Origin of the sequence: Barnesiella sp. An55, from assembly GCF_002161555.1 — a bacterium.
GTDB lineage: Bacteria > Bacteroidota > Bacteroidia > Bacteroidales > Barnesiellaceae > Barnesiella > Barnesiella merdipullorum.
Map to the genome: position 1 here is coordinate 18,705 of NZ_NFHZ01000001.1, position 19,820 is coordinate 38,524.

A 19,820-nucleotide genomic window follows, 5' to 3' on the forward strand; every position below is an offset into this window, starting at 1 on the left:
ACAACTTGACGGTTGAACGATAGCGCCCTATTTTTTCGATAACTTTGTCTATACCAAAACACAGGGTAATAAAAATTTTTTACCGCTGGATAATAGAAATCGATTGTATATATATTATATTTACCCATCTTTCTAAACCTGATAATATGAATAAAAATTTTATCTCATTGATTGCGAGTGTATTGTTTGGGATAACCTCGCTGTATGCCATACCGGCAAGGTCTGTTCCCGAGACCATAATCCAACCCGATGGGACGGTGGTTACCGTTAGAATGGTCGGTGATGAGTTTTATCATTATCGAGTAACAGCCGATGGTATTCCAGTCGTGCGTTGTGCCGATGGTTATTATCGGTATGCCGAGTTGTTGCCCGACGGTACTGCTCAGGCCGGTCAAGTGATAGCCCGTGATGCCCAGTTGCGCACGGCATCGGATAAAGTCTATCTCGAGCAGTTGGCAGCCCAGAAGGTATCGCAGGGTATGGTTGCCCAGCACAGACTGAAGAAACAGCAGAAACAGCGTAGCATTGCCCGGAAGGCGACACAGGCGACCACGGGCAGCGATATCCATGGCTTGGTACTGTTGGTCGAGTTTAGCGACAAGAAATTTAATGCGGCAAATACTCGCGACGATTTCGAAGAGATGATGAACAAGGAGGGGTATAACTATCAAGGCGCCATAGGTAGTGCACGCGATTATTTCATCGCACAGTCCGATGGCAAGTTCCAGCCCACCTTCGATGTGGTGGGACCCATTACCCTTGACAAGACGATGGCCTATTATGGAGGTAACGACCGATATACCGGCAATGATGCCCGTCCCGAGGAGATGATAATCGATGCTTGTCGGAAGGTAGAGTCAACGGTCGATTTTACCATCTACGATCGCGACAACGACGGCTTTATCGATTTGGTCTATGTCATTTATGCCGGTTATGGCGAGTCGGCCAACGATGAGGCCGGTTCGCTCGACGATACCATTTGGCCCCATGCCTGGTATGTATATCAAGGAGCCGGGAAGTCGGTATCGGTCGATGGAAAATATATCGACGCCTATGCCTGCTCGGCCGAGTTGCAGGGAAATACCGGGACCTATCGTGATGGCATCGGTTCGTTCTGCCATGAGTATAGCCACACGTTGGGCTTGCCCGACTTCTACGATACCGGCGGTTCCAATTATGGTATGAGCACCTGGAGTTTGATGGACTATGGTTGCTACAACGGTCCCGATATGAACGACGACGGTCACAGCGACGGCTCTGTACCCGTAGGTTATACGGCTTATGAGCGTGAATTCTGCGGCTGGATTACAATCGAGGAACTGACCTCGCCGGCTACCATCACGCTCGAAAATCTGGCCGACAGTAAAAAAGCCTACAAGATTGTATCGAGTGACAAGGATCAGTACTTTACTCTCGAGAATCGTCAGCAGATGGGGTGGGACCAGTATATGGCCGCTTCGGGTTTGATGATTTTGAAGGTCGATTACGACCAGACGATTTGGGATAACAATATCGTCAATTGTGAGCCTACTCGCCAATGCATGACTATCATGCCGGCCGATAATCACCGCAGCTTCTACGACGAGGCCGGTGACCTTTATCCCTACAAGGGTAACAACTCGTTTACCGACGAGAGTACACCTGCGGCACGAACCAATGACGGGTTGTTGCTGGGTAAGCCGGTTACCAACATCACTCAGGAAAATGGTGTGATTACCTTCGATTTTATGGGTGGAGGGACCTTGGTTGAAGCGCCTGTGGCCAATGAGGCAACGGGGGTAACCACGACTGGCTTTACCGCCAACTGGTCGCCGGTTGAGGGTGCCACCAGCTATACGCTTTATGTCGATCGCAAGCAGCCGTCGGCCGGGGGCGATATCCTGTTGTCGGAAGATTTTGGCAAATGTACCACGGCCGGTACAGCTAATTTGGGTGGAACCACCTCGTTTAAAGAGGTAGATGCCCAATATTTCCAACAGTCGGGTTGGAGTGGCAAGTATCTCTATCCCGAGGTTGGAATGATGAAACTGGGCAACTCGTCCAACGGTGGTGCCTTGTGTACGCCCGCTCTCGATTTGTCGTCGTGCGATGGTACATTTACCGTTCGATTCGATGCTTCGCGATACGACAACGATAAGGAGAAAAGTGTCATGAAGGTTTATCTCGAAGGCGACGAAGCCAATGCCCAATCGACCGAACTGCTTTTGCTCGATCCCATCACCTATGAGATGACTTTTACCGGCGGAACGGCCAATAGCAAGATTGTGCTTGAATCGACATCCAGCAGTGGTAAGAAGAGAGCCTATATCGATAATATCGTGGTGTATAGCGGTGATGTTCAGCTCGACACCCAGGCCAAACCGGCTGCTGTTACAGCCGAGTGGCCCATGGAGGTGACGGGGATTACCGAGACCTCTTATCCGCTGACGAATCTCGAGCCGGGCTATATCTATTCCTATAAGGTAAAAGCGGTTACAGCCGAGAACGAGGAGAGTAACTACTCCAATACGGTGAAGGTCGATTTAACCGGCTCGTCGGGCATCTGCGGCATCCTTGAGGTCAATCATCGCATCTATGCTGCCGAAGGTGGTATAGTGGTTGAGTGTGAGACCACACAGCCCGTCGAGGTGGTCAATCTTGCCGGCCAGGTGGTAACCTCTACCACGATACGTGGTCGTGCCATATTGCCGGTGCCTGTGGCAGGGGTCTATATCGTGCGTTGCGGTACGGCCGTAGCCCGTGTAATGGTTCGATAGTGTAAAGAACGATGATACTGTAAGACCGGGGCCTGTTTTTCAACGGCCCCGGTCTTTTTTGTGCGCGTACATGCCAGTTTTTGTGAGAGGCTGAGACCGATATTCTAATTTTTGTTAGCGTTATTGGGAGAAAAGGAAGGAATCGCTATATTTACTCCTCAAAAGCAGGACTTTTATGGCACAGAGCTATTGGCGTGACATAGTGGCAAGGCCACTGAAAAAAGAGAAGTTGGAAGAGTGTGTAGCCGAGCGGCTGCAATACGACCCGACTCTCGACGAATTGATGGCTTTGGCGTTGGGCAATACCCCCGAAGCCTTTCGGGCATCGCGTTGTGTAGCTCTTGTTTATGAATGGGAGAGGCCCCTGTTTTTGAAGTACAAGAGCCGGTTTGTGACCGACTTCGCACAAGTGGTTCATCCCGGGGTGCGTCGTATATATGCCCGCTTGTTGCAACACTTGTTGGCGCGAGGCGAATATAATCCCGACAGGGAGTCGGCCGAGCATCTGGCCGAGGTCGTTTGCGACTGGAGCGTTGAACCGGGAGTAAAGCTATCGACACTGGTATGGACCCTCTCGATACTGAACGATTTGGCGTCGCAAGTCGAGTGGGCCGAGGCGATGATGTGGCAACTGGTCGAGTTGAACGACGTGGACCGCTCACCAGGCATGAGAGCTTTGTTGCGTAGGGTGCGCCAATCATTTAAAATAGCTTAAATGGACTCTGTCACTCTCGAGAACTTGTGGATATGATTACATTTGTAGAGAGAATCCTGTGGGAAAAGGAGGTTTTTATATGAGAAAGTTTTTGTTTTATATCGTAGTGGCAGCCTTGTCGCTGACAGGGTGCCGGTCGGTATCGGTACTTTCGTTTGATGTGTGGCGGCCGGCCAAAGTGACCTTCCCGCCTACCATTCAGCGGGTAACTGTTGTAAGTAATTCGGCAGAACCCAGCGAGAAGGAAGGGAATAGGTATAAGGACGTATCGGGTAAGGAATATACACTGGTTGTTCCGCATGACAGCACAACCTACCGGTTGGCCGAATGTATAGCCCTCGACTTGGCCGACGCACACTATTTCCCCGAGATTACCATTTTTTATGACGATTCAATCACTCTGCCCAAGGGGCTCTATCCGTTGTTGAACGATACTCAGTTGGCTGCAATACGGGGGGGGGCCGATCACACGGCTGTCGTTTCGCTCGATCGCACCGATATGGCCGTGAATATGGAAGATCAGATTCTGCAAGACGATTGGGGTGGGACAGCTCTTGTGACCAACCTGTCTGTGGCTACGACGTTGGTTTTGCGGGTTTATTGGCCCGATAAGGTAGAACCTACTACTCAAATTGTGAACGATACGGTTTCATGGCAGGCTTTTGGCTATACGCCCGGTGATACCCATGGCAGGTTGCCCCAGACCTCAGAGTTTATTCAGGAGGTCATGACTCATATCTCTCGTCGGGTGCGCGACCTGTTTATTCCTCACGAAGATAGTGTAGAGCGTTATATCTACACCTCGACCGAACCGGCCATGAGCGATGCCTATGATTATTGGCAACAGCAGAAGTTCACCGAGGCTTCGTACTTGTGGGAGTATGTATATGAAGAGATGAAAAACAAGACCAATCGGGCCATGGCCGCAGCCAATCTGGCAGTATATAACGAGTTGTTCGACCGCTACGACGAGGCTATTGGGTGGGCCGATAAGGCAATAACGCTTTTCCAGGAGAAATCGAAAGGAAACGAATCGGTCGATGTGGCCATGCTCGAGGAGTACCTGCATCAATTGCGGGTGCGGAAGAACGACAATTCGACACTTCAGCTTCAGATGTAATGAGGCTTGACTTGATGCAATAAGAAAATCGGCAGAGAATAACATACATGTCTATTCTCTGCCGATTTCTTTATGGAAACGATTCGCCTTTCAGCGTTCGAATGTTATGGTCACATTGCCCGAACCTACCGCGGCAGCCAGCCCCGAGGGGTTGTCCACGCGACCTATGCGGGTGTAGCGGTAGGAAGTAGAAAAGCTCTTGTAGAACAAGACAACGCACGACGAGCCGTATAGCATGAGGTCTCCCTCTTGTATGGTACCCGGCGATATGGCTTGGGTAGGCAGACTTTGGTCGAGATAGACATACTTTTCGTTACCATTCAGTTCGCTCATGGCTAAACGCATGGGCAGCATGGCTGCAAAGGCTTGTGCCGTAGAGTTGTCTTCGAGAGTAGCGGTAAAAGAGGCATTGCCTATGGTTAATTTCAGAGTCATAAGATCAATGTTTTCGGGGTTATCGTTATCATTGTCTTCGTTGTCCGGGGAGGATAGCCACTGGGCCATCGTTACGGTCACAAGCGGTGAGTATGGGACTGAAGGACGTGGCAACGAGTAGGATGATGATCAGGAGGCGCCGTTTCATATTTATTTCGATTGGGTTTCGTCGTCGGTTTCGATAACATGAATCAGTCGGGCCGGTACCCCACCCACAACCGTGTTTGCGGCAACATCTTTGGTTACTACGGCTCCGGCAGCCACTACCGCATTGTCGCCTATGGTGACACCTTGCAAAATGGTGGCATTGGCACCCACCCACACGTTTCGGCCCAGTACGATGGGGGCGGGGTAGGTCGTCTTGCGGTCTTGAGGAGCGAGCCCATGGTTGAGGGTGGCAAATACGACCCCATGACCTATTTGGCAACCGTCGCCGAGGGTAATGCCTCCGTGGTCCTGGAAGTGACAGCAGTCGTTAATGAATACATCTTCGCCCAGGTGGATATTCTTTCCAAAGTCGGCATAGATGGGCGGGAAGAGCCGTACCGTAGCCGGTATGGGCTGGCCGGTGAGTTGAGCGAGCAGTTCGCGTATTTCGTCGGGGGTATGGTACGAGCCGTTCAACTGGCAGGTGATGCGTCGGGCCTCGTCACTCATCCTGTTCATGAATTCACCGATTTCGGGACCGCAGAGCGGTTTACGGGCGGCCGTATGTTTGAGAAATTCTTCGAGAGTCATCGTGTTTTTATTTTAAGTATTTACGGAAGAATGCTTCGATCTTGTCGAAGGGGATGATATCGGTGCGGTCGTAGAGATCGACATGAGAAGCTCCGGGAATAATCATCAGTTCCTTGTTGTCGCCGGTGAGTTTCTTGAAGGCGTCTTGGCTGAAGTATAACGAGTGAGCCTTTTCGCCGTGAATCATGAGCACGGCGCTTCGTATCTCGTTGCTGTAGGTCAACAGCGGAGTATTGATGAACGAGAGGGCCGAAGTGACATTCCAGCCGCCATTGGAGTTGAGCGAGCGTTTGTGATAGCCGCGTGGTGTCTTGTAGTAGGCATAGTAATCCTTGACGAACTGGGGCGCGTCGTCGGGTAGTGGATCGACGACACCACCGGCCAGAGCATAGGAGCCGTTGCAGGCATCGATGGTGCGCTGGGCGTTGAGTTTCTGGCGCAATGCATAGCGTTGGTCGGCGTCCATCGAGTCGAAATAGCCGTTGGCATTGACCCGGCTCATGTCGTACATGGTCGAGGTGACCGTGGCCTTGATGCGGGTGTCGATAGCTGCTGCGTTGAGTGCCATGCCGCCCCAACCGCAGATGCCCAGGATACCAATGCGCTCGGGATCTACATTGTCGCGTATCGACAGGAAATCGACAGCGGCGCAAAAGTCCTCGGTGTTGATGTCGGGCGATGCCACATAGCGAGGCTCGCCGCTGCTCTCGCCCGTGTAAGAGGGGTCAAAGGCGATGGTAAGGAATCCGCGTTCGGCCAGTGTTTGGGCATAAAGCCCCGAAGCCTGTTCTTTTACGGCACCGAAGGGGCCCGAGATAGCGATGGCCGGCAATTTGCCTTCGGCATTTTTAGGGATATACATATCGGCAGCCAAGGTGATGCCGAACCGGTTTTTGAAATACACGCGCTCGACGGTGACCCGATCGCTTGGGGCAAACGTCTTGTCGTTTTCTTGTGCTTGAATCGTATTCATTGTCATACAAATTAAAAACAGGGTGAAGATAAAATTTTTCGTATTCATGACTATTCTGGTATAGGCCCGCTTTCGTGGCCGATTTATCGACTACAAACATAGTGGGAGTTGGGGAAGTGAGTTGTATATAAATTACAGAATTTCATACCCAAATCCCGGGTTGGTCTCTTAAATGGTGACGATAAGGGGACGTAAAAGAAAACGCCCGGAGAATCATCTCCGGGCGTTTCCCTTATGATTTATGCGGGGTATTAGCCTTGGATAGCGGCGATACCGGGCAATACTTTTCCTTCGATAGCCTCGAGCAGAGCACCACCGCCTGTCGAAACGTAGGAAACCTGATCGGCCAGACCGAACTTGTTGACACAAGCTACCGAGTCGCCACCACCTACGAGCGAGAAGGCACCGTTCTTGGTAGCCTCTACGATAGCCTCGGCAACGGCACGAGAACCGGCAGTGAAGTTGTCGAACTCGAATACACCCGTCGGGCCATTCCAGAGGATGGTTTTCGATTTCTTGATTACATCGGCAAAGAGAGCTTCCGATTTGGGACCGATGTCCATACCCTCCCAACCGTCGGGAATTTTGTCCACGTCGCAGAAGTCGGTGTGAGCATCGTTCGAGAAGTCATCGGCGATTTTGGCATCGACAGCCAGCACGAGGTTTACGTGGTTGGCTTTGGCTTTTTCGATCAGTTCGAGAGCCAGGTCGAGTTTGTCGTCTTCACAGATGGAGTTACCGATTTTGCCACCCAGAGCTTTGGTGAACGTATAGGTCATACCGCCGGCGATGATGAGGTTATCGACTTTGGTCAAGAGGTTTTCGATGATATCGATCTTCGACGAAACCTTCGAGCCACCCATGATGGCGGTGAAGGGACGTACCATCTCTTTCATTACTTTGTTTACGGCAGCAACCTCTTTACCCATGAGGTAACCAAACATTTTGTTCTCGGGGGTAAAGTATTCGGCCATCAGAGCCGTAGAAGCGTGAGCACGGTGAGCCGTACCGAAGGCGTCGTTTACATATACGTCGGCCAGGCTGGCGAGTTCTTTGGTAAACTCTTTCTGGCTGGCTTTGATAGCCTTCTTGGCAGCAGCTTTCTCTTCGTCGCTGGCATCTTCGGCCAAGCCTCTGGGTTTGCCCTCTTCCTCGGCGTGGAAGCGGAGGTTCTCAAGCAACAGCACTTCGCCCGGTTTCAGAGCAGCGGCAGCGGCTTTTACCTTGTCGCCTACACAGTCATCGACAAATTTTACTTCGGTGCCCAGCAGTTCGCTCAGGTGAGCTACGATGTGACGCAACGAGAATTTATCTTCGGGACCTTTTTTGGGACGGCCCAGGTGCGAACCGATAATGAGGCTGCCGCCATCGGCCAGGATCTTTTTCAACGTAGGCAAAGCCTTTACCATACGAGTGTCGTCGGTGATATTAAAGTTCTCGTCGAGGGGAACATTAAAATCTACGCGTACAAATGCCTTTTTACCGGCAAAATTGTAATTGTCAATTGTTTGCATATCGTTTAATATTTAGTATGTAACTCGTTTCTGTTTGGCAAATTTAGGTAAAAATCGATTATCTTTTTACTATTAAATGCTATTTTCTCTAAAAATCAGAGTAATCCCTTGCTGTGCAACAGATGTTCCATCTCGTATTGCACCTTGAGGGCCTCTTCGCGGGCGGATGCGGCAAACGATTCGTCGGTTGCGGCATAGATGATTTTGCGCGAAGAGTTAACAAGCAGACCACACTCGCTGTTCATTCCATAGGTGGCTACCTCTTCGAGGCTGCCGCCTTGGGCACCTACGCCCGGCACGAGCAGAAAATTGTGGGGGGCAATGCGGCGAACGTCTTCAAACAGCTTGCCTTGCGTGGCTCCTACGACAAACATCAGTTGCTCGTCGGTAGCCCAGGTCTGTGCCACACGCATTACCTTCTCAAACAGGCGTTCGCCGTTGGCATCGGTTGTCAGCTGGAAGTCGTGCGACCCTTTGTTGGAGGTGAGCCCCAGCAGGATGACCCATTTGTCGGGATATCCGAGGAAGGGTTTCACGCTGTCTTCACCCATATAGGGGGCCACGGTCACGGCGTCGAGATCGAGGTGGCAGAAGAAGCTGCGGGCATAGAGCTCCGAGGTATTGCCTATGTCGCCTCGCTTGGCATCGGCGATAATGAACTGGTCGGGATAGTTCTCGCGCAGATAGCTCACGGTCTTTTCGAAGGCTGTCCAACCCATCACGCCCAGACTTTCGTAGAAAGCCAGATTGGGTTTGTAGGCTACGCACAGGTCGGCCGTGGCATCGATAATGGCTTTGTTGAAGGCAAAGATAGGGTCTTCGTCCGATTTCAGATGCTCGGGAATCTTTTGAATGTCGGTATCCAGTCCCACGCAGAGGAAGGATTTTTTCCGCTTGATATTTTCGAATAGCTGTTTCTTGTTCATGATATAGGGGATTATAGTTCACTCTCTTTCATTCGCTCGGCATTTTCGGCCACGATGAGGTGGTCTATGCAGTCTTGTATATCGCCGTCCATAAAGGCTGCCAGGTTGTAGATGGTATAGTTGATGCGGTGGTCGGTGATGCGCCCCTGCGGGTAGTTGTAGGTGCGAATTTTGGCCGATCGGTCGCCGGTCGATACCATGGTCTTGCGTCGGCTGGCAATATCGTCGATATACTTCTGGTGCTCTTTGTCGTAGATAAACGAGCGTAACCTCGAGAGGGCTCGCTCTTTGTTTTTGGGTTGGTCGCGGGTTTCGGTACACTCGATGAGTATCTCCTCGGTCACGCCGGTAATGGGATTTTTCCAGTTGTACCGCAGCCGCACGCCCGATTCTACCTTGTTCACGTTCTGGCCGCCGGCACCACTCGAGCGGAAGGTATCCCATTTGATTTCACCCTCGTTGATCTCTACATCAAACTCTTCGGCCTCGGGCAGCACGGCTACTGTGGCGGCTGAGGTGTGTACACGCCCCTGGGTCTCAGTGGCGGGTACCCGTTGCACGCGGTGTACACCCGATTCATATTTGAGGGTGCCATACACGTTGTCGCCTGTCACGGTGAAGATAATCTCTTTGTATCCGCCCGAGGCACCCTCGCTGTAACTGCTCACCTCGGTTTTCCATCCCTTGGTCTCGCAATACTTGGTGTACATGCGGAAGAGGTCGCCGGCAAAGATGGCAGCCTCGTCGCCGCCCGTTCCGCCTCGTATCTCGACAATGGCATTCTTGCTGTCTTCGGGGTCGGCCGGTACAAGCAGCAGCTTTATCTCTTCTTCGAGTTGTGGCAGCTGGGCCGTGCACGATTCGAGTTCTTCTTTGGCCATCTCGCGCATCTCGGGGTCGCTCTCGGTTTCGAGTAGCTGGCGCGATTCGTCAATGCCGTTCAGCAGTTGTTTGTAGCGTTTGGCCGCTTCGGATATTTTTTCAAGTTCCCTGTATTCTTTGGTGAGTTTTACAAACCGTTTCATGTCGCCGATGACGGCAGGGTCGGTAATCAATGTTCCTATTTCTTCAAATCGGATAAGCAATCCTTCCAATTTTTCCAATAGTGAATTGTGTTCGCTCATTAGGACAATATTTGCTTTTGGGGCAAAGATACGAAATTCGCTCGATTTATTTTAACAGTAGGGTTGAAAAGATGACTCGGTGCAGAACGAGTGGTTTTTCACCATGTCTGCACCGGGCCATCTGATATACAGAGTAGTAGTTTGGGGATAAAACGTCTGTGAGGAAAGATTGTTTGTGGGGGTAGGAAACTTAACGTGTTTTAACAACAAAATCGCCAGATTCCCATAGAGGGAGTCTGGCGATTGATGATTTTTTATGGTTACCCGAATTAGAACCAGCGAACGTAGGCCAAATCTTGACGATGGGGCAGGTCGGGGTTCTGGGGGAACATACGGAACGAGTAGCGGAATACGCCCGAGTCGTTGAGCAGGTAACGCAGTTTGTAGGTTACCTTGGTTCCGTCGGTTTGAACCGGTTTCATTTCGAGAGTCTTGTACGGCTCGGTGTTGCCATCTTCGACACTGGCGATAACAAGCTCTACACCCAGGCAGTTGCCCAGACCCTTGTTGTCGAGTACGACAGTCATTTCATACTCTTCGCCTACATGGGGGTTGTAGAGCAACCCGTCGGGAATCGATACCGAGTAGATTTCGATGTCGTTCCATTTCGATACGAACTCCTCTTTCCAGGCGGCAATCTCTTTGGCTTTGGCAAAGTGGTCGGCCTTGAGTAGTTTGGTGCGTTTGCCCTCTTTCATGTAGAAGCGGTCGATGTAGTCGTGCAACATGCGCTCCATGGTGAAGTTGGGTGCAATCTTGGCAATCGAGTTCTTGATGTATTGTATCCACTCGGGAGAGTAGCCCTTGCTGTTCTTGGCGAAGTAGAGGGGTACGATTTGGTTCTCGAGCATCGAGTAGATGGTAGCGGCATCGAGTTTGTCTTGTTGGCTTTGATCCTGGAAGGTGCGTTTGTCGGTGAGCGCCCAGCCGGCACCTTCGCGGTAGCCTTCGTACCACCAGCCGTCGAGTACCGAGAAGTTGAGCACACCGTTCATCTCGGCCTTTTCGCCCGATGTACCCGATGCTTCGAGCGGACGGGTAGGAGTGTTCAGCCAGATATCTACACCCGAGATGAGTCGTTTGGCTACCTTCATGTCGTAGTTCTCGAGGAAGATAATCTTGCCGAGGAACTCGGGCATGCGCGAAATTTCGACAATCCGTTTGATCAGACCTTGACCGGCGCCGTCGGCAGGGTGGGCCTTACCCGAGAAGATGAACTGTACCGGGTAGTTGGGGTTGTTGACAATCTTCGAGAGACGGTCGAGGTCGGTGAAGAGCAGGTGTGCGCGCTTGTAGGTGGCAAAACGACGGGCAAAACCGATGAGCAGGGCGTTGGGGTTGATTTTCTCGAGAACCGAAACGATGCGCGAGGGGTCGCCCTGGTTTTTCAGCCAGGTTTCGCGGAAGTCGTCTTTCACGAACTTCACGAATTTGTTCTTCAACGTTTGACGGATGTTCCAGATAATCTCGTCATCGACGTCGTAAATCTTCTCCCACATCTTGGGATCGGATTGATGGCCCATGAATTCGGGCCCGAAGGTCTTTACATAGAACTCTTTCCACTCCGATGCGGCCCAGGTAGGCATGTGTACGCCATTGGTCACATAGCCCACGTGCAGTTCGTCGGGGCTGTATCCTTTCCAGATGGGTTGGAACATCTTTTGCGAAACCTTGCCGTGCAGCCAGCTCACACCGTTTACCTCCTGGCAGGTGTTGCAGGCAAATACACTCATCGAGAATTTCTCGTTGGTATCGGGGTTTTCACGACCCATGTTCATGAGGTCTTTCCATTCGATACCCAGTTTGGCGGGGAACTCACCCATATACTTGCCGAAGAGCGACTCGTCGAAATAGTCGTGACCGGCCGGTACGGGAGTGTGCACCGTGTAGAGCGACGAGGCACGTACTACCTCGAGGGCTTCGCTGAATTTGAGGTGCTCGTTCTGTACATAGTCCACCAGACGTTGCACGTTCAGCAGGGCGGCGTGACCTTCGTTGCAGTGGTAGAGGTCGGTTTTAATACCCAGTTTGTTCAACATCAAGATACCGCCAATACCCAGCAGGTACTCTTGTTTCATGCGGTTTTCCCAGTCACCACCGTAGAGCTGATAGGTGATGGAACGGTCCCACTCGCTGTTGGAGTCGAGGTCGGTATCGAGCAGATACAGGCTGATGCGGCCCACGTTTACCCGCCAGATGTGGGCATAGACGATGCGGCCGGGATAGGGAACCTCGAGTACCATGGGACGGCCGTCTTTCTCGGTCATCTGCTCGATAGGCAACTGATTGAAGTTTTGAGCTTCGTAGTTGGCAATTTGCTGACCGTCGATTGAGAGGGTTTGGGTGAAGTATCCATATCGGTAGAGGAAACCTACGCCTGTCATATCTACGTTGCTGTCGCTGGCCTCTTTCAAGTAGTCGCCGGCAAGAATACCGAGACCGCCCGAGTAGATTTTCAGCACATGGGTCAAACCATACTCCATGCTGAAGTAGGAGATCGAGGGAATATCCTTGCGTTTCTCTACATGAAGGTATTTTTCGAAATGCTCATACACTTCCTTGATGTCGTGCATGATTTGTTTATCCTTGGTTATCTCTTCGAGTCTTTCATACCCGATGCGTTGCAGGAATAGAACGGGGTTCTCGTGAACCGCTTTCCATAAATCTTTATCTATCGTTTTAAACAAGTTTTTGGCCTCACTGTTCCATGACCACCATAGATTTTTTGCTAAGACTGCCAGGCAGTTCAACTCTGCCGGAACTTGCGATTTAACAGTAATATCACGCCAGTTAGGAGTGTTTGTGTTGCTTACTTGTACTTTCATAATAGAATATTGAATTTATTATTAAGTCTTATTCTGATGTTAGTATTCCGAGTCTTTTTCTACGGGCTTGCGTTGTGATGCTTTTTCCAATGCCAGGTGAAAAGCCTGCGAGTAGTATTCGATGAAGTTTTTCCATTCGGCTTCGAGCGAAACGGCCGTGGCTGCCTGTGCTATCTTCTCGCGTTGTGCCTTGCTGCAGTGGCTCAGGGCGAGAACGGCATCGGCCAGTTCTTCCGAAACCTCTACAAAGTTGAAGTCGCTGCGGTGCAGCACCTTTACGCCCGATTTCCTCAGCCCTTGTTCCTTGCGGCTGTTGATCCATTGACCGAATCCCGAAAGGTCGGTCGTGATGGTGGGTACCCCAAACGCAATACTCTCGAGCGGGGTGTAGCCCCACGGTTCGTAGTACGAGGGGAACGCTGTGGCGTCGAGGCCGATGAGCAGGTCGTAGTACGATAGATTTACAATGCCGTCGTCGCCTGTCAGATAGGAGGGTATGAAGACAATCTTCAACTCATTCCCGGTGGGGTTGTCGAGGTGCAGGTAATGTATTTGGTTCACCACACTGTCCTGATCGTAGTTGTGGAGCGTGTGGGTGATAAAGGGCTCGGGCAGGGGAGTCGTCTCGTGATTCTGTCGCTTCAGCCGGTCTTGCAAATCGGCACGGGGCACGTCAACCCATGCGGGCACCAAAACGAAAGCGACAACTTCGCGGCCCAGGTCGGAACTTTGTGCTACTCGTTTGATGGCATCGACAAAGAGATCGATACCTTTGTTTTTGTATTCATATCGTCCCGAGGTGGCAATGAGGAATGCATTCTTGTTGGGACGTTCGCCCGTGAGGGCTTCGGTAATATCGAAGAGCTGCTGGCGGGCTGTCTTACGACGCTCGTTATAAATATCTTCTGCCGGGACGAAGTTGCGTTCAAAACCGTTGGGGGTCACAATATCGGGTTTGCGGTCGAGCAATTGTGTGCACTCTTTGGCGGTGATTTCGCTCACTGTCGTGAAGCAGTCGGCCTCGATAGCTGCCGTTTTTTCCAACGAGTGTTTCGATACGATGTTCAGTTGTTCGGCCATCTGGTCGCCATTGTATCCGGCCAGGTAGTCATACAGAGGTTTGCCGTTGCCGGCAATCGACCGCCCTATCGAGGTAGCGTGAGTCGTGAAGAGCGTAGCCACCTGCGGCAGTGTGTATTTGATATGCAGCAGTCCCATACCGGTCATCCACTCGTCGAAGTGGGCCACCACGTTGTACTTCTCGCCATGGATAAATTTGTAGAAACTCTCGATGACCAGTGCGGAGGCATAAGCAAAGGCACACGATTCGTCGTAGTCGCCATAGGCCGGCAGTGAGTTCACGCCATAGCGGTTCCACATCTCACCGTAAAGGTCGTTTTTGTAGGCATAGAGCGGTTTGAAATCTACCAGAATCACGATAGGGCGACCCGGCACATTCCAGCGGCCCACCTTAACCTTCATGTTTTGAGGCAGACAGGCTTCGCGTTGCCACTCTTTCAAAAGCGTTTTCGAGCGAGTAAAATAGGGTGAGGGTTTATCGCCCCAAATGTCGGGACCGATAAAGATGATTTTATCTTTATATTGTTTCTGTAAAGTCTTTGCCTTGGTCGAAAGTACCGTGTAGATACCGCCTACCTTGTTGCAAACTTCCCAGCTAACTTCAAAAATATAATCTGGTGTGAGTCGTTTTTCCATTACTTTAAAATCATTTCCTGTTGTTCCTTGGGAAATGGAGAGTGCAAATTTAGAGAAAATATTTTGTAACACAGCGATAAAATAATTTTTTTGCAAATTCTTGGTCGGCCGAGTAAATGAACTTTATAGATAAAAGCAGCTTTTTGCTCCCTTTGCTCAAGGCTATCTTTTCATTCTGTTTTTCTTGTAATCAGAAAAGGTGTATTAAATTCTTCGGATACACGGGCCTGGTGCCGTTAAGTGATTGGAGTGGAGGCTCTCTTGTTCTTGGAAGAAGAAAATTTGATTAAAGAAGGTTGAGAAAACTTCTTTTTCGTTTGTCTCTGCGCTATCCTTTTGTTATCTTTGGCACAGTGTAAACTAAAAATAGATGAGCTATGGCTAACAAAAGATCACTGAAAAAAGAGATTAACTACATCGCTGGCGAATTGCTGGCCGAGTGTCTGTTCAATAAATATTATGTGCCCGGGATCGATGCCGGTAAGGTTGACGAGCTGATGGGTAAAATCGCCGGGATTCAGGACGATTTCCTGTGCCGGGTGAGCGCCAATGGCGACAAGGATGCCAAGAAGGTAAAGATATATTACAAAAAACTGCGTGCCGATTTCGACAAGGCAATCGACGGCGTCTTTGAAGAATTGGCTGCCCTTAACGGTTGATGGCTGCCATGAAACGGGCCATAAGCCGCCTTGTGCTGAAGATATTGGGGTGGCAGGTCGTGGTTACGCAGCCCGACTATCCCAAGTGTGTCATTTGCGTGGCGCCCCACACGAGCAACTGGGATTTCTTCATCGGTAAGTTGGCCTATTTGTCGATAGGCCGTTTCGCCGGGTTCATGATGAAGAAAGAGTGGTTTTTCCCGCCGCTGGGCGCTCTGTTGCGTTCGATGGGCGGGGTGGCTGTGTCGCGCGACCGGCACACCGATATGGTGTCGCAACTGGTGTCGATATTCGACTCGCGCGAGCGCTTCTCCATCGCCATTACTCCCGAGGCTACTCGTAAACCCAATGCCGACTGGAAGAAGGGCTTCTATTATATCGCACAAGGATCCCATGTGCCTATCGTGCTGGCCTATATCGACTATAAGGAGAAGCGGGTAGGTATTGAACGTACATTTATCCCTACGGGCGATGTCGAGGCCGATATGCGGGAAATCAAGTTGTATTACAAAGATTTCCACGCACTCAAGCCCGAGAATTTTGTAACCGGATTGTAAGTATTCGTTTTGAGGTCGGGCAGACGGTTTGGTTTGCCCGACCTCTTTTATATAATCGAGTGTATGAATGAAATCCTGAGGGTCGCCCTGGTGCAGACCGATATTGTGTGGGAAGATAAAGAGCAGAATCTGTTGCACTGCGCTGCGGTGTTGGAGGGGCTTTCGGGTCGTTGCGACCTGGCGGTACTCCCCGAGATGTTTACTACGGGGTTTTCGATGCGGGCCGAAGAGTTGTCCGAACCGGTATCGGGCCCTACGGTCGAAGCCCTGATGGGCTGGGCTCGTCGCTATAACCTGGCCTTGGCCGGTAGTTTCATGGCCCGGGAGGGCGAGGTGTGCTACAACCGGGGTTTTATGGTCATGCCCGATGGCGAGGTTCATTACTACGACAAGCGTCATCTCTTCCGCATGGGGGAGGAGGGGCGTCATTTTGCAGCTGGCGACCGGCGTCTCGTGGTGAACTATCGCGGGTGGAATATTGCCTTGCAGGTTTGCTACGACTTGCGTTTCCCGGTTTGGTGCCGCAATGTGAACAACGAATATGACTTGCTGCTGGTCGTGGCCAACTGGCCCCAGTCGCGAGCCTATGCCTGGAGCAGCCTGCTGGTGGCCCGGGCTATTGAAAATGCAGCCTATGTGTGCGGTGTGAATCGCACGGGGCACGATGCCACCTCGATGGTCTATCGGGGAGACACGATGGCTGTGGGGGTAAAGGGCGAAATTCTGGCCGAGGCCGAACCTTTTACCGAGCAGGTGGTCGAGGTGGAGCTCGACCTGTCGAAGGTGCGCCGCTTCAGAGAGAAGTTTCCCGTATGGAAAGATGCCGACGATTTTCTGTTGCGGTGATTCTTGTTTAAGATTTAGAAGGTTTAAAAGGAAAGTGGCAGCGACCCTCTCGGGCCACTGCCACGCTTGTTATTGTGTGTAATCTGTAAAAGTCGTGTTTATGGACGGGTTTCAGGAGCATCCGTTTCGCGTAGCTTGCACTCCCAAATGACCCCTTTGTCGATGGCTCCTTCGAAAAACTGTCTGACCGCTTCCCGACGGGCCGGTGGCATGAGGCCGCCGTATTTGAGGCACATCTTGCCCTCGCTGTCATAGACCGTGGTGGTGTTCTTGTCGAAAGCTCCCGGTGTAGGCATATAGATTACATAGTAGAGAGCCCCCTCTTTCTCATAGAGGGTAATGCGGCACTCGGCTTGTGATAGTGCCTTTTTCCGTTCTTTCAACCAGGCGATTTCATCGACGGGGTTGTGTCGGTTGGGATTCTTTTCGACTACATATTTGCTGCCGGCACAAGAGAGCAGCAGTACTCCGCAGAACAGAACGATGAGATTGCGAACCGTTTTCATAGGGCATTTCCTTTTTAGGCTTTATAACGTATCCACTTGATCATCTCCTTGTAACTGGGTTTCTTGCCATACATGAGTATGCCTACGCGATAGATTCGTCCGGCAACCCAGGCCAACCCAATGGCCGAACCGTAGAGAATAACCATCGAGAGAATGAGTTCCCACATCGATACCCCAAAGGGGATGCGCACCATCATGACAATGGGCGAGGTGAAGGGTATCATCGAACACCACATGGCCAGAGGTCCGTCGGGATTTTCGGCACTGAAAATGCCGGCATAGAGGGCAAAGATGATGATGAAGGTGATGGGCACCATGAATTGTTGCGTGTCCGACTCGTTATCGACGGCCGACCCGATGGCAGCAAAGAGCGAGGCGTAGAGGATGTATCCGCCGATGAAGAAGAGCACGAAGCAGACGAGCAATTGGGTGATGTCGATGCTGCCCAACATTTGTTGAATCTCTTGCATGGCTCCCATTTCACTGGTTAACTGGGCCGTGTCGATACTGCCTACACCGCCGGTCATGGCAGCCATGTCGTTCATTTGCGAGGGATCGACACCTCCGCTAATCGAGAAGTAGGCTCCGGCCGAGAGGAATATGCCCACCAGGAAGATAATCCAGATACCCAACTGGGTGAGGCCCACCAACCCGATACTGGTAATTTTGCCAATCATCAGCTCAAATGGTTTGACCGACGAAACCATCACCTCGACGATGCGGTTGGTCTTCTCTTGCATGACACTCGACATGACCTGTCCACCATAGAGCATGAGGAACATGTAGATAACCAGTGTCATGACCATACCGATAATCATGACCATCTCGGTCGAAGTTTGGGTTTCGGCTCCGTCCTCCTCGAGTCGAATAGTATCGACCTGGAGGTTGATGTTCGACTCCTCGATCATGCGTTTGATATCGGGAATGTTGTAGGAGAGTAACTTCTCGTCCTTGAGGTAATCTTCCATTTGCGAAGTGATGGCCAACTCGCAATTGGAGGTAATCTGCTTTTGCGAGTAGATGGTCATGGCTCGGGGATTGTTGAGCAGGTTGCCCTTGATGATGACGTAGGCATAGGGCATACTTTCGTCGTCTTTATTGCCCTCGGCCCGCATCTGCTCGGGGGTAAAGGTTCCTTGGGTGTAGGTAAAGTGGTATTCGTCGGTGTCGTGATAGATATCTTTGTAGAGACCCGTTTGGTCAATCACGGCAATAAGCCGAGTTTCGTCGCCCGAGAGCTTGGAGAGCCAGATGGGGGCAAAGACAAGAGCTACCATGATGATGGGAGAGAGAATCGTCATGAGGATGAACGATTTCTTTTGAACCCGGGTGAGGTATTCGCGTTCTATGATAAGCGGTATTTTACTCATGATTCAGTGTGTTTAGCTAAACGTTTTGTTTTTCTTCGAGGGCCGATTCGCCCACGGTTTCGATAAAGATTTCGTTCATGGTGGGAAGTATCTCTTCAAACCCGGCGATTTGGCATTGTTGGGTAATCAGGCCGATGAGTTCGTTGTTGCTCATGGTTGTGTCGCGTTTGCGCAGGGTATAGGCGTGTCCCCGGGCAAGAGCCTGTTCCCCGATTATCTCGTAGAGATCGTTGCTTTGCAATTCTCCTTGTTGAACTTCGACCTGGAAGAGGTGTTTCTTGTGCTGTTGACGAATCTCGGCGACTTCGCCCTGTAATACGACGTGAGAGCGGTTGATGAGGGTAATCTCGTCGCACAACTCCTCGACCGACGCCATGTTGTGGGTCGAAAAGATAATGGTTGCTCCCTTGTCGCGCATCTCGAGAATCTCGCGTTTGAGCAGGTTGGCATTCACGGGGTCGAATCCGCTGAAGGGTTCGTCGAAGATGAGCAGTTGCGGGTTGTGCATCACCGTGGTGATAAACTGTATTTTCTGCTGCATGCCCTTGGAGAGCTCTTCGATTTTCTTTTTCTCCCAGCCTTTGATGTCAAATTTCCCAAGCCAGTAGTCCATGCTCTCTTTGGCAGCTTTTCGCGACAACCCTTTGAGTTGGGCCAGATAGAGAATCTGTTCGCCCACTTTCATCTTTTTATATAGGCCTCGCTCCTCGGGCAGGTAGCCTATGTGCTCGACATCCGAGGGGCACAGCGGACGCCCTTCGATGAGTACTTCACCTTCGTCGGGGGCGGTAATTTGATTGATGATACGGATTAAAGTCGTTTTACCGGCTCCGTTGGGCCCCAGCAATCCGTAAATTCCATTGCGCGGAACCCGCACGGTGACATCGTCGAGTGCCCGGTGAGAAGCATATTGTTTGACAATGTGATTGGCTTCGAGGTAATACATAGTGTTTTTAACAATAGGTATGTGATTGATGAGACAAAGAAAACTATATTTTCTGGATTGTACAAGTAAAATGATAAAATTTTATTGTTTTTCG

General features: G+C 51.0%; 17 protein-coding genes. 6 read left to right on the forward strand and 11 right to left on the reverse strand.

Features of this window, described 5'->3' with window-relative positions:
• Window positions 1–146 precede the first annotated feature (146 nt).
• The 3 genes from B5G10_RS00080 (at window position 147) to B5G10_RS00090 (ending at window position 4,591) form a co-directional block, all read left to right on the forward strand.
• On the forward strand, window positions 147–2,756 hold the full coding sequence (locus tag B5G10_RS00080; RefSeq protein WP_087422739.1) for a M6 family metalloprotease domain-containing protein: 2,610 nt from the start codon (window positions 147–149) through the stop codon (window positions 2,754–2,756).
• Between the two features lie 175 nt (window positions 2,757–2,931).
• Window positions 2,932–3,471, forward strand: a complete 540-nt coding sequence (locus B5G10_RS00085; RefSeq protein WP_143241013.1) for a hypothetical protein — start codon at window positions 2,932–2,934, stop codon at window positions 3,469–3,471.
• Window positions 3,472–3,550: 79 nt separating this feature from the next.
• A complete protein-coding gene (locus B5G10_RS00090; RefSeq protein WP_087422741.1) occupies window positions 3,551–4,591 on the forward strand; it encodes a DUF6340 family protein in 1,041 nt (346 codons plus the stop codon).
• A gap of 90 nt (window positions 4,592–4,681) precedes the next feature.
• On the opposite strand, the gene B5G10_RS00095 is transcribed toward B5G10_RS00090, so the two are convergent.
• The 8 genes from B5G10_RS00095 to B5G10_RS00130 form a co-directional block, all read right to left on the reverse strand.
• The gene (locus tag B5G10_RS00095) at window positions 4,682–5,026 is read right to left on the reverse strand and encodes a cyclophilin-like fold protein (RefSeq protein WP_241147688.1); all 345 of its coding nucleotides are present in this window, start codon (window positions 5,024–5,026) and stop codon (window positions 4,682–4,684) included.
• A gap of 150 nt (window positions 5,027–5,176) precedes the next feature.
• Window positions 5,177–5,764: a DapH/DapD/GlmU-related protein gene (locus tag B5G10_RS00100; protein WP_087422742.1), complete on the reverse strand. Its 588-nt coding sequence runs from the start codon at window positions 5,762–5,764 to the stop codon at window positions 5,177–5,179.
• Between the two features lie 7 nt (window positions 5,765–5,771).
• Window positions 5,772–6,737, reverse strand: a complete 966-nt coding sequence (locus tag B5G10_RS00105; protein ID WP_343285878.1) for an alpha/beta hydrolase — start codon at window positions 6,735–6,737, stop codon at window positions 5,772–5,774.
• 251 nt (window positions 6,738–6,988) lie between these two features.
• Entirely contained in the window at window positions 6,989–8,251 is a 1,263-nt protein-coding gene (locus tag B5G10_RS00110; RefSeq protein WP_087422744.1) for a phosphoglycerate kinase, read from the reverse strand.
• Window positions 8,252–8,346: 95 nt separating this feature from the next.
• Window positions 8,347–9,177, reverse strand: a complete 831-nt coding sequence (pyrF, locus tag B5G10_RS00115; RefSeq protein WP_087422745.1) for an orotidine-5'-phosphate decarboxylase — start codon at window positions 9,175–9,177, stop codon at window positions 8,347–8,349.
• 11 nt (window positions 9,178–9,188) lie between these two features.
• Window positions 9,189–10,301 (reverse strand): peptide chain release factor 1, encoded by a 1,113-nt coding sequence (prfA, locus tag B5G10_RS00120; RefSeq protein ID WP_087422746.1) that lies wholly within the window; start codon window positions 10,299–10,301, stop codon window positions 9,189–9,191.
• Window positions 10,302–10,570: 269 nt separating this feature from the next.
• Window positions 10,571–13,126, reverse strand: coding sequence for an alpha-glucan family phosphorylase (gene glgP / locus B5G10_RS00125; RefSeq protein ID WP_087422747.1), 2,556 nt, complete (start codon window positions 13,124–13,126; stop codon window positions 10,571–10,573).
• Window positions 13,127–13,165: 39 nt separating this feature from the next.
• Entirely contained in the window at window positions 13,166–14,842 is a 1,677-nt protein-coding gene (locus tag B5G10_RS00130) for a glycogen/starch synthase (protein WP_087422748.1), read from the reverse strand.
• A gap of 377 nt (window positions 14,843–15,219) precedes the next feature.
• Here B5G10_RS00130 and B5G10_RS00135 point away from each other — a divergent pair, with 377 nt between their 5' ends.
• From B5G10_RS00135 to B5G10_RS00145, 3 genes are all read left to right on the forward strand, one after another.
• On the forward strand, window positions 15,220–15,501 hold the full coding sequence (locus tag B5G10_RS00135) for a hypothetical protein (protein WP_087422749.1): 282 nt from the start codon (window positions 15,220–15,222) through the stop codon (window positions 15,499–15,501).
• An 8-nt stretch (window positions 15,502–15,509) separates the two neighbouring features.
• Window positions 15,510–16,058: a lysophospholipid acyltransferase family protein gene (locus B5G10_RS00140; protein WP_087422938.1), complete on the forward strand. Its 549-nt coding sequence runs from the start codon at window positions 15,510–15,512 to the stop codon at window positions 16,056–16,058.
• Between the two features lie 63 nt (window positions 16,059–16,121).
• The gene (locus B5G10_RS00145; protein WP_087422939.1) at window positions 16,122–16,904 is read left to right on the forward strand and encodes an amidohydrolase; all 783 of its coding nucleotides are present in this window, start codon (window positions 16,122–16,124) and stop codon (window positions 16,902–16,904) included.
• 98 nt (window positions 16,905–17,002) lie between these two features.
• Here B5G10_RS00145 and B5G10_RS00150 read toward each other — a convergent pair whose 3' ends face one another.
• The 3 genes from B5G10_RS00150 to B5G10_RS00160 are packed head-to-tail and all read right to left on the reverse strand — an operon-like array spanning window position 17,003 to window position 19,726.
• Window positions 17,003–17,410 carry a hypothetical protein gene (locus B5G10_RS00150; protein ID WP_087422750.1) on the reverse strand — a complete coding sequence of 136 codons (408 nt, stop codon included), beginning with the start codon at window positions 17,408–17,410 and terminating at the stop codon, window positions 17,003–17,005.
• A gap of 14 nt (window positions 17,411–17,424) precedes the next feature.
• Window positions 17,425–18,780, reverse strand: a complete 1,356-nt coding sequence (locus B5G10_RS00155; protein ID WP_087422751.1) for an ABC transporter permease — start codon at window positions 18,778–18,780, stop codon at window positions 17,425–17,427.
• Between the two features lie 16 nt (window positions 18,781–18,796).
• Window positions 18,797–19,726, reverse strand: coding sequence for an ATP-binding cassette domain-containing protein (locus B5G10_RS00160; RefSeq protein ID WP_087422752.1), 930 nt, complete (start codon window positions 19,724–19,726; stop codon window positions 18,797–18,799).
• Window positions 19,727–19,820 lie beyond the last annotated feature (94 nt).